Raw genomic sequence first — 11,126 nt, 5'->3', positions numbered from 1 at the left:
GTTTGTAACCTAGTGGGCTAAGTAAAAACCGAGTAACAAAGAGTTTATCGCCCCTAGGCAGAACCCGAAAGGCAGCGCATGTTTGGCATTTATGCTGCGTTATCGCCTATTAATGGGGAATAACCACACTTCATAGGCTCCGCCTTGCCTAAAGACCAAACATACTGCTGCAAATTCAACCATCAAAGATCAACACGCCCTAATAACAGACGTTTAAAGAGTGCTTGTTTTCCCATCATAAATTACGACCATAGTCTCTGTTTCTAACCTTAAGAACTTGGTGCATGCTTAAGATAATGTTTGTAGTGTGTAATTAGGAACTTATATGAAACATCAACTAGCCAAAAGTGTCGCGCTTTCTTTATTATCCCCCGTTATAGTTGGTAGTACACTAGGTCTTTATTATGGGCTTACTGTTAATGGTGATACCACTACCATTTTTCTGCAACTATTAATGAGCGCAATTGCGAACGCACATATTGTTGGTCTTACGATGGCCGCTTTTGTCGTACCGGGTTATTTGCTTATGTTTAAGTATGCAAAAGTCAATTATTCAGGAGTACTTACCCTTGGGCTGCTGGGCGGCGCAATTTTTAGTTACTTACTAAGTGCGACATCAGGCGAGATATTTTTAATTAATAGTGTAATGGCCGCTTTTGCCGCAGGACTATTTTTATTTGGCCTGCGTAAATCAGCAAAAAAATAATTGCAGAAATATTAATCAAGCGTGCTGAAAAACGGCGCTATTTCTGTTTTTTTACTTGTAAAAGGTTTCAATTTTTCACGACAAAGAGTACCTTTAGCTACTGTATGTTTAATAAGAAGTAGTTTGGTATGCAAAAGCACGATTTTTACCAGTCATTAGTTAAGCAAACTGAATCACTAATCGCTGGTGAATCTAATGTCATTGCTAATATGGCTAACGTAAGTGCGCTATTATTTACCTCATTAGAAGATGTAAATTGGGCGGGCTTTTACTTTATGGATTCGCCGAGTGAATTAGTGCTTGGGCCTTTTCAAGGCAACCCTGCATGTATTCGTATTCCTGTTGGTAAAGGAGTGTGTGGTACGGCTGCGGCAACCCTAGAAACACAGTTAATTGAAGATGTGCATGCGTTTGAAGGTCATATAGCCTGTGACGCAGCGTCTAATTCTGAGATTGTTGTACCTATCATGAAAAATGATAAGATAGTAGCTGTTCTTGATATTGATAGCCCAACTATTGGTCGCTTTGATACTGATGACCAAGCTGGTTTAGAAGCATTAGTTAAATGCTTAGAGGCAAGCTTGTAATGAAAGATTTGCTAAATGTTCAAGACTACCTATTCGCAGTACAAGATGTAGGCGATTGGGAAGGGGATGAAGAACATGTAGCGGAAACGCTCAATGATTTGATTCACATAGCCTGGGATAAAATCCCAGATGATTTAGACTGTGAATCAATCGATGAAATAATAAATGGTATTTGGGAACACCTTCGAGGTGACTTGGCAGTACTAGAAGCTGACTTCGAAGAGTTAATTGACTGGGTAATACACTATGTTGATTCCTCCCTTGACGAAAAGATGTGAAAAATAGGTTCTAAAATGGAAACCACAAACAAGCTAAAAGATATTAATGAAGTGTTGGAATTTCTTTATCAAGAATTTCCACAATGTTTTAAACAAAAAGACGGTATTAAACCGCTTAAAGTCGGTATTTTTAAAGATATTGCCGAGCGTATCGAAGGGTCTGAAAAAGTAAGTAAGACACAAGTACGCCAAGCACTTAGAAAATACACGTCTAATTGGCGTTATTTAGAAGCTGTGACCAAGTCAGAGTTTCGTATTGACCTTGATGGTAATCAAGGTGAAAAAGTTGAGCAAGAGCACATTGACCACGCTCAAAAAGCACTAGAAGAAAGCCGTGCTAAAATGGCTAAACGCAAAAAACAACAGCGTCCACGCCAAGATTCAGAGTCTAAATCTTTCAAGAAAAAGCCAGCCCACGCTAGCAAAAATAATGCTCCAGCTAACAAACCAGCTAAAGCAGCCCCTGCTAAACGTTCAGGAAAAGTTGAACCTTTACCTGCAAGTGAGGTCAAGGTTAATAACAAGGTTAAGGTTAAACTTGGCCAAGCACTTGTAAATGCGGTAATTACTGAAGTAAACAAAGACGAAGTTCATGTTGAATTAGTAACAGGCATGCAAGTTAAAACCAAAGCTGACAGCTTATACATTATTTAAGTTGTAAATAAATTAAGGAGTTGTGTATGAGTAAAAAGTTTACGCTCATTCCGTTAGTGGCTGCCCTGTTTTCGGGTTCTTTATTCGCTTCCGTAGAAGCGGCAAAACTTGAAGACTTGCCTGTACTTAAACTAGAAAGTCAACATGGCACTGCCAGCAAACGAGTGGCTAACTTATTTGCTCGTTCACACTATACACCGGTTCGATTTAACGATGCGCTTTCCAGTAAAGTGTATGATCGTTATATCGAATCCCTTGATTTTAACAAAAGCGTGTTTTTAGCAAGCGACATTGCAACGTTTGAAAAATACCGCGACGATTTTGATAATGCGATTACCACGGGCAAACTTGGTTTTACGTTTGATATTTTTAACTTAAGCTTAAAGCGTCGTTTTGAACGCTATGATTACTCTTTATCGTTACTAGATAAAGAAATGACGTTTGATAAAGACGATAAATACTTTTTTGATCGTGAAGATGCGCCATGGCCAGCATCGCAAGCTGAGCTTGATGAAATCTGGCGTGAACGTGTTAAATACGATGCCCTTCGTTTAAAAATGACAGGTAAAGATTGGGAAGGTATTAAGGAAGTTCTTACCAAGCGTTACAAAAATGCACAAAAACGTTTAGTGCAAACAAATTCAGAAGATGCATTTCAAATTGTAATGAACTCGCTAGCGCGTAGTATCGAGGCACATACGTCGTACTTATCGCCGCGCCGCGCAGAACAATTTAAAATGGATATGGACTTAGAGCTTGAAGGCATTGGCGCCGTTTTAAGTCCGGATGAAGATTACACCGTTATTCGCAGCTTAGTACCGGGTGGCCCAGCAGATAAAACAGAGCGGCTAAAAGCTGACGACAAAATTATTGGTGTTGCTCAAGATCAAAAAGAGTTTGTTGATGTTATTGGTTGGCGTTTAGATGATGTTGTTGACCTAATCAAAGGCCCGAAAGGAACCAAGGTACGTTTACAATATCTTAAAGGCTCAGATGCGCATGGCACGCCAAAAGTTGTTGAAATCACCCGTGATAAAATTCGCTTAGAAGACAGAGCGGCCAAATCTGAAGTATTTGAGGCCAGTTACTCAAATTTAACGTCAAAAATCGGTGTTATTGAGATCCCTGGTTTTTATAACAACCTTTCGAAAGACGTTAAAGTTGAATTAGCTAAACTCAAAGAAGAAAATGTAGACGGTATTATTATTGACTTGCGCCAAAATGGCGGTGGATCACTATATGAAGCTACGCAACTATCAGGCCTCTTTTTTGATCAAGGTCCGGTAGTACAAATTCATACGTTAAATAACCGTATTGAAGAGCAAAAAGATCGTGATGGCATTACCTATTACGATGGCCCACTAACTGTTTTAGTTGACCGCTACAGTGCTTCAGCCTCTGAAATTTTTGCCGCCGCAATGCAAGATTATGGCCGTGCAGTGATTATTGGCGAGCAAACCTTTGGTAAGGGAACGGTTCAACAACACAAAGGCTTAGGCCGTGCGTATGATTTATACGACAACGATTTAGGGAGTGTACAGTACACTATTGCTAAATTTTACCGTATAAATGGTGGCAGTACTCAGCACAAAGGGGTTATTCCTGATATTTCCTTCCCTTCGGCGATAGACCCAGCAGAATGGGGTGAGAGCAAGCAAGATAATGCATTACCTTGGGATAGCATAGTACGAGCTAAGTATAAAAAGCAGGGTAATTTAACCCCTGTGATTAGTTATCTAGAGAAACAACACGAACTACGTATTAAAACAGAGCCCGAATTTGGTTATGTATTTGATGATATTGCTCGTTACAATGATGAAAAAGACCGTAAAACTATTTCTTTAGTTGAAGCAGACCGTATTAAAGAAAAAGATGAAAATGAAGCACGTACTTTAGCGCGCACTAATGAACGTTTAAAGCGTTTAGGTAAAGATCCGATTGAAAACCTAGATGATGTACCAGAGGTAATTGAAGAGTTAGACCCTTTCTTGGAAGAGGCAGCACTAATTACGCAAGACTATATTAACTTTGGCCGTATCGCTAAGAAATAAAACACGTGTATACCCCTTTTAAAAAGGCGCTTTTTGCGCCTTTTTTGTTACCTAAATTTTGCTAAATTGCTATAATCGCGAATCACTTAATTGAGTTACATTACTGTGGCTTAAAAAAAGCACTGATACGCTAAAAATAATAAATAAACACGCCCTCGTATGTGGTGTGCAGGAGTCACTATTTTGAAGCCTTTAGAAAAACCGATTAAACCCGCCTCGTTTTTTGACGCACTTATTCCTATCTCTGTTCTTATCTGCCTATTAGGCGCAGCGGTCTATTTATTTGGCGATAACTCGTCGTCAGGCCCCAACCAAATAGCGTTATTATTTGCCACTTTTGCGGCGGCACTAATAGGGCTTAAAAATGGCTATACGTGGAAAAAGCTTGAAGAAGCCATGATTGAAGGTATTACTTTATCATTGGGGGCAATTTTAATTTTATTGATGGTGGGTGCTTTAATTGGTACTTGGCTGTTGTCGGGCACCGTGCCAACTCTTATTTATTATGGCTTACAGGTTATTAACCCTAGTTGGTTTTATGCTGCCAGCTGTTTAATCTGTGGCATTGTTGCAATGAGTATCGGCAGCTCTTGGACTACAGCTGCCACCATAGGTGTTGCGCTTTTAGGTGTTGCTACTGGCCTTGGATTAGACCAAACGGTGACGGCAGGGGCGGTTATTTCGGGCGCTTACTTTGGAGACAAACTAAGCCCACTTTCTGAAACGACTAATTTAGCGCCGGCTGTTGTAGGCGCTGATTTATTCGAACATATTCACCATATGCTATGGACGACTGTTCCTAGCTTTGTCATTGCACTGATCATTTTTATTTTTATGGGCTTTAATGCAACAGCTTCTAACGAAGCCGGTAGAATTGACGAAATTACGGTAATTTTAGAGCAAAGCTTTAATATTGGCTTTGAAATGTTAATTCCATTAATTGTGCTCCTAGTTTTAGCTATTAAAAAAATGCCAGCGTTTCCGGCTATTTCGATTGGCGCTGTAATTGGTGCTGTGTGGGCAATGCTGTTTCAGTCAGATTTAATCGCGACACAAATTGACTTGTCTCAAGGTGAGCTGGTTGGTTATTTTAAAATTATTTGGACGACTTTTTTCGATGGATTTAGTATCGATACGGGCGATGAAAAAATGGATTCATTGCTCAGTGGTGGTGGTATGGCAGGTATGTTAACCACAACTTGGTTGATCATGACGGCACTTATGTTTGGCGCCATAATGGAGAAAACCGGCTTACTGGATATTTTTGTTAAGAGTATTTTAAAAATAGCTAAAAGCACAGGTTCGCTTATTACATCAACCATTGCAACTTGTGTGGGTACAAACTTAATTGCAGCGGATCAATACATCGCTATTGTAGTCCCTGGTCGTATGTTTAAAGAAGAGTATAAGAATCGAGGATTAAAACCGGTTAATTTATCGCGTACTTTAGAAGATGGCGGAACAATAACAAGCCCGTTAATTCCTTGGAATACGTGTGGTGCGTACATGCAAAGTGTTTTATTAATAAATCCATTTGACTATGCTTTGTATGCTTTCTTTAATTTAATTAATCCTTTCTTAGCTATTATTTATGCGTACGTAGGTATTAAAATTTTACGCATTGAACCTAAGCAACCTGCTTAAATCTTAATAGCCCCTTTTTTAAGGGGCTTTCGTGGGAGTAACTATGACTGTTTCGGCAAAGCCAAAAGCGCAATATCTAAAAGATTACACGGCGCCTAATTTTTCAATAGAGCACACAGAACTCACTTTTGACTTACAACCCCTTAATACAAAAGTGACTGCGCTACTTACGCTTAAAAGAACAACTAATGAAAACTCTGCACTTGTTTTAGACGGTATAGACTTACAATTACTGGAACTACACGTAGACAATATTGCTTACACAAATTATAAGATTGAAGGTGAGCACTTAATCATTAATGATTTACCTCACACATGCCAGCTGAAAATAGTTACAGTAATTTCTCCTGAAACCAATACCTCTTTGGAAGGCTTGTATTTATCTGGCGGGGCGTATTGCACCCAATGTGAAGCGCAAGGTTTTAGAAAAATAACCTACTTTTTAGATCGCCCTGACGTGCTAAGTACCTATGATGTAACAATTATTGCAGATAAAAACTTTAGGCATTTACTATCAAATGGTAACCAAATTGACAGCGGCGAAACAGCTGATGGCCGCCATTTTGCTAAATGGCAAGACCCATTTAAAAAACCAAGTTACTTATTTGCATTAGTAGCGGGCGATTTTGATGTACTAAAAGACACCTACACTACAAAAAGCGGACGCGAAATTGAACTTGCGTTATTTGTTGATAAAGGCAATTTATCTAAAACGCCGCATGCAATTAGCTCATTAAAAAAAGCAATGCAATGGGATGAAGAGCGCTTTAACCTAGAATACGATTTAGACATATATATGATTGTAGCCGTGGATTTTTTCAATATGGGCGCAATGGAAAACAAAGGGCTAAATGTATTTAATAGTAAATGTGTATTGGCTAACCAAGAAACCGCAACGGATAAAGATTACCATACTATAGAGTCGATTGTTGGGCATGAGTATTTTCATAACTGGACAGGCAACCGCGTTACCTGCAGAGACTGGTTTCAATTATCGCTAAAAGAAGGGCTTACTGTATTTAGAGACCAAGAGTTTAGTAGCGATTTAGGCTCACGTGCACTTAATCGCATTGATGCCGTTAAAGTAATGCGTACACATCAATTTAGTGAAGATGCGGGGCCAATGGCGCACCCAATTCGCCCTGAAAAAGTTATCGAAATGAATAACTTTTATACCGTAACGGTTTACGATAAAGGGGCTGAAGTTATCAGAATGATGCACACCCTGTTAGGTGAGGTTAACTTTCAAAAAGGGATGCAGCTTTACTTTGAACGTCATGATGGTCAAGCGGTTACCTGTGATGATTTTGTTGCTGCAATGAGTGATGCTTCAGGCATAGATTTATCACAATTTAAACGCTGGTATAGCCAATCAGGTACACCTCGTTTAAATGCAACACAGCACTATGATCACGATAAGCAACTTTATACTTTAACAATTGAGCAATCATCTCCGCTAAATCAGCCAGATAATAAGAGCCTTCACATTCCATTTGCCATCGAATTATTAGATGAAAATGGGCAAAGTATTGCACTTACTTATCAAGGTGAAAAACGCGACCACGTGCTTAACGTAACTGCGCCAACGCAAACGTTTTACTTTGATCAAATACCTGCTCGTCCAGTGGCTGTGTTACTTGAAGATTTTTCAGCGCCGTGTATTTTAAGTCAGCAAAATTCAGAGCATGACTTACTGCACATAATGCGTTTTGCACGCAGCGACTTTTCGCGTTGGGACGCACAGCAACAGTTATTTATTAAGGCAGTTAAGCAGGGCGTTAATGCACCTGAACATGCCGCACTTAGTGATAACGTTATCAATGCATTACGTGTTTTAATTAGCGAGAAAAGTGGTGATTTAGCATTAATTGCTGAACTGATTAAACTCCCAAGTTTTGACACGTTTGCTGCTGAGTTTGACACGATACCTGTGGATGAAATTATCACTGTTACAAAACTGTTTGAACAGCAAATTGCTGAAGAATTATTTAATGAGCTTTTACATTGTTATAGTTCGTTAGTAGATGATGGCAGTATAAATCCAGATGCAGTGGCTATAAGAGCGCTTAAAGGTGTTTGTTTACATTACTTAGCTAAAATACCTTCTGAGCAAGTTGACCGCTTTATTAAAGAATCGGCAGATTCACCGAATATGACCAACGTTTTAGCCTCATTGAGTGCGGTAGTAAAATCATCGCACCCATTAAGAGATGCGTTGTTAGATCATTTTGATAGCCAGTGGCGTCATGACGTTTTAGTAATGGATAAATGGTTTGCACTACAAGCTATGCAGTCCGGTGCTGGTACTATTGAGAATATTAAAGCGCTCTATGAGCATCCTAGTTTTGACTTTTCAAACCCAAATAGAGTCCGTGCACTAGTAGGCAGCTTTAGTCATTTTAATACCGCGCAATTTCACCGAAAAGATGGTGAAGGTTACGCATTATTAGGGGACTTACTCATTAAGCTAAACGCGATTAATCCGCAAAATGCCTCTAGAATGTTAACGCCTTTCATGTCGTGGAAACGATTTGATGCAACACGTGCTCAAGCAATGAAAGCGCAATTGCAACGCTTAGCAAGCCTTGAAGGACTGAGTGCTGACTTATATGAGAAGGTTGAAAAAGCACTTAAATAAATGATTGAGTATTACTTTTACCTAAACTTGAGCTATAACAAATGCATGGATTACTATCATGGCCGTTATAGCTCTGTACAAGTGGTTGAGGACAATGGCAAAACAATACGTTTTGCCGCGTCACACCTACGCCCTTATATTTCATCTATTGGAATTAGAGGGCGCTTTAGACTTTTACTAACCCCTGAGAATAAATTTATTCGTCTCGAACGTATCGCCTAACCTACTGTTTTTATGTTATAGATACATAAAAATATTATCTTTTTGTTAATTTCAATTTGTTCTATTGTTAATTTACGTGTATAAAATATCTGGTATGACGTCTTACCAATACGTAAACGTCAGCTCAAAAAATATAATAATTGATTGAACGCGACCATTTGTAATTTTTTATAATCGCTTCTATCGTTAAGATTACACTAAAAACAATAACTTGATCACACATAATTACCCACGACAGGGGGGATACACAATGATAAGAAGATCGCTTTTTGTTAAAAACAAAATAGCTATAGGTTTAGCAGCCGCAAGCTTAGGTTTATCAGCAGCAGCGAATGCAGCAAATTTTGAGGTAGGGGGCTTTGATATCACCTTCGACTCAACTTTTTCCTATGGTCAAAGCGTCCGTGTTGAAGACAGAGATTTCGACATTATTGGTAAAAGCAATAATCCTGCATTTGATTGGACTGGGTATAATCCTTCATTAAATACTATTTATTCTTCTCAAGATGTTTGGGCTCAACCGGGCTCATACTCTAATAATGGCGATGCAGGTAATCTTAATTTTGATAGCGGTGATTCGTTTTCAAAATTGTTGAAAGGCACACACGACCTTTCAATTAATAAAGATAACTATGGCTTATTCACGCGTTTTATGTACTTTTACGATTTTGAGTTAATGGATGGTGATAGAGCCTACGTTAACCCAACCTCAGGACAAGGCGTAGATCCATGTGATGACGACGACACAAAAGAGCAAAGTTGTGCCGACATTCGTTTATTAGACGCTTACGTTTGGGCTAACTTTGATTTAAATGATGGCAATAATCCACTTTCAATTCGTTTAGGCCAACAAGTCGTTAACTGGGGTGAAAGTACGCTTATCTCTCATGGTATTAACGTAAACCCAGTTGACATTGACCGCTTAAAAGCACCGGGTGCTGAGCTTAAAGAAGCATTTATTCCAGTGGGTATGCTTTGGGCGTCATTAGGTATTACTGAAAATATTACCCTAGAAGGTTTTTACCAGTATCAATGGCATGAAACACGCCTGCCAGCCGCAGGTACTTATTTTTCTACCAATGATTTTGCGGCAGAAAACGGCTATCAACAAAATGTACAGTTAGGCTTTACCTCAAACCCTGATATTGATATGGCATTTTTAACAGATAGCCTTAATAACCTGTACACTAACTTTGCACAGGTAGCGGCTGCACAGGGCATTGATCCAACAAGTGCTGAAGGTCAAGCTCTACTAGCAAATATGTATCTAGCGCATCCCACTAAAGTGGCGCTTAAAGGTAAAGGCGATAACGGTAAAACAGAGCCAGATGACGGCGGTCAATACGGTTTACGTTTAGGTGTATTTTTACCTGAGTGGAACGACACAGAGGTCGCTTTATATCATGTTAATTATCACAGTCGTCGTCCGCTTATTTCTGGTCGTGTATCGAACTTTTCACAAGCTGCAATTGCACAAGATTTAGCAATGATTGCAACAACCGAAATTACTGATGACAACGTAGCAGATCTCGTCGCGTTTTCTAAAGCCGAAAATGAATACCCAGAAGATATTAAACTTTACGGTTTAAGCTTTAACACCACAATTGGCGAAACCGCATTTGCGGGTGAGTTTGCCTACCGTCAAGATGAGCCATTACAAATAGACGATGTAGAGCTACTTTACACCGCCATGCCTGAACAATTAGCACTGGCTGGCATTCGCCCAGACTTTGCGGGTATTTCGCAAATGAGCTTTGGTGATGCAGTTAGCTCAGTGGCTGCAGGTGAAGTTGCGCAAGGTTATATTGAACGCGACACATCACAAATTCAATTTACTGCAACACATTTATTTGGCCCGTCATTAGGTGCTGATAGTTGGGCTGTAGTAGGCGAAGTCGGCGCTGTTAAAATTCATGATATGCCTGATTACGACGAAATGCGTTTAAATGTGTCGGGTACAGGTCGAAGCGGTGTGATCACAGGTCCAGGCACTACTGACTACACAACATTACAACTAGGCCTTTCTAATGGCCCAGAAGAAAAGTCGTTTGCTACGGCCTCGTCTTGGGGTTACCGCCTAATTGCTAAAGGTGATTACTTTAACCTTTACAACGGTATTAACTTCTCTCCACGATTTGTATTTTCTCATGATGTAAACGGTAACACACCTGATCCTATGTTCTTGTTTATTGAAGACCGTAAATCGCTGGGTGTAACGATGAACTTTAATTACCAAAATGCATGGTCACTTGATGTGAGCTACAACTCATTTTGGGGTGGTGGCGATATCAATACTTTCTCAGATCGTGACTACGTTTCTTTCAATTTAAAATATTCTATTTAGGG

Annotated in this window: 9 protein-coding genes; all 9 read left to right on the top strand. The window is 39.5% G+C overall.

The annotated features are described in order from the left end of the window. Window positions 1–325: 325 nt before the first annotated feature. Complete coding sequence (locus tag CWC17_RS00250; protein ID WP_138541167.1) at window positions 326–706, top strand: hypothetical protein; 381 nt, start codon at window positions 326–328, stop codon at window positions 704–706. A 128-nt stretch (window positions 707–834) separates the two neighbouring features. Beyond that, window positions 835–1,293 (top strand): free L-methionine (R)-S-oxide reductase MsrC, encoded by a 459-nt coding sequence (msrC, locus tag CWC17_RS00245; protein ID WP_055016014.1) that lies wholly within the window; start codon window positions 835–837, stop codon window positions 1,291–1,293. After that, a complete protein-coding gene (locus CWC17_RS00240) occupies window positions 1,293–1,571 on the top strand; it encodes a hypothetical protein (RefSeq protein ID WP_055016013.1) in 279 nt (92 codons plus the stop codon). The genes msrC and CWC17_RS00240 overlap by 1 nt, the downstream gene beginning before the upstream one ends. A gap of 15 nt (window positions 1,572–1,586) precedes the next feature. Continuing rightward, on the top strand, window positions 1,587–2,225 hold the full coding sequence (proQ, locus tag CWC17_RS00235; protein ID WP_138541165.1) for an RNA chaperone ProQ: 639 nt from the start codon (window positions 1,587–1,589) through the stop codon (window positions 2,223–2,225). Between the two features lie 26 nt (window positions 2,226–2,251). Continuing rightward, the gene (prc, locus tag CWC17_RS00230; RefSeq protein WP_138611779.1) at window positions 2,252–4,276 is read left to right on the top strand and encodes a carboxy terminal-processing peptidase; all 2,025 of its coding nucleotides are present in this window, start codon (window positions 2,252–2,254) and stop codon (window positions 4,274–4,276) included. A 183-nt stretch (window positions 4,277–4,459) separates the two neighbouring features. Beyond that, window positions 4,460–5,920: a Na+/H+ antiporter NhaC gene (gene nhaC, locus CWC17_RS00225; RefSeq protein ID WP_171037636.1), complete on the top strand. Its 1,461-nt coding sequence runs from the start codon at window positions 4,460–4,462 to the stop codon at window positions 5,918–5,920. A 43-nt stretch (window positions 5,921–5,963) separates the two neighbouring features. After that, window positions 5,964–8,558, top strand: coding sequence for an aminopeptidase N (pepN, locus tag CWC17_RS00220; protein ID WP_138611778.1), 2,595 nt, complete (start codon window positions 5,964–5,966; stop codon window positions 8,556–8,558). Continuing rightward, entirely contained in the window at window positions 8,559–8,780 is a 222-nt protein-coding gene (locus tag CWC17_RS00215; RefSeq protein ID WP_055016008.1) for a DUF2835 domain-containing protein, read from the top strand. 250 nt (window positions 8,781–9,030) lie between these two features. Continuing rightward, window positions 9,031–11,124 carry a DUF1302 domain-containing protein gene (locus CWC17_RS00210; protein WP_138611777.1) on the top strand — a complete coding sequence of 698 codons (2,094 nt, stop codon included), beginning with the start codon at window positions 9,031–9,033 and terminating at the stop codon, window positions 11,122–11,124. Window positions 11,125–11,126: the final 2 nt, after the last annotated feature.

The sequence above is a fragment of the Pseudoalteromonas sp. S3785 genome (assembly GCF_005887365.1).
Taxonomy (GTDB): domain Bacteria; phylum Pseudomonadota; class Gammaproteobacteria; order Enterobacterales; family Alteromonadaceae; genus Pseudoalteromonas.
Note: the sequence above shows the minus strand (reverse complement) of the source record. Positions and strands in the feature narration are given on the sequence as shown.

What these genes read in the sequence shown, in the direction of transcription:
- CWC17_RS00250 (WP_138541167.1), top strand. Translation starts at nt 326, where the DNA reads ATGAAACATCAACTAGCCAAAAGTGTCGCGCTTTCTTTATTATCCCCC.
- msrC (WP_055016014.1), top strand. Translation starts at nt 835, where the DNA reads ATGCAAAAGCACGATTTTTACCAGTCATTAGTTAAGCAAACTGAATCA.
- CWC17_RS00240 (WP_055016013.1), top strand. Translation starts at nt 1,293, where the DNA reads ATGAAAGATTTGCTAAATGTTCAAGACTACCTATTCGCAGTACAAGAT.
- proQ (WP_138541165.1), top strand. Translation starts at nt 1,587, where the DNA reads ATGGAAACCACAAACAAGCTAAAAGATATTAATGAAGTGTTGGAATTT.
- prc (WP_138611779.1), top strand. Translation starts at nt 2,252, where the DNA reads ATGAGTAAAAAGTTTACGCTCATTCCGTTAGTGGCTGCCCTGTTTTCG.
- pepN (WP_138611778.1), top strand. Translation starts at nt 5,964, where the DNA reads ATGACTGTTTCGGCAAAGCCAAAAGCGCAATATCTAAAAGATTACACG.
- CWC17_RS00215 (WP_055016008.1), top strand. Translation starts at nt 8,559, where the DNA reads ATGATTGAGTATTACTTTTACCTAAACTTGAGCTATAACAAATGCATG.
- CWC17_RS00210 (WP_138611777.1), top strand. Translation starts at nt 9,031, where the DNA reads ATGATAAGAAGATCGCTTTTTGTTAAAAACAAAATAGCTATAGGTTTA.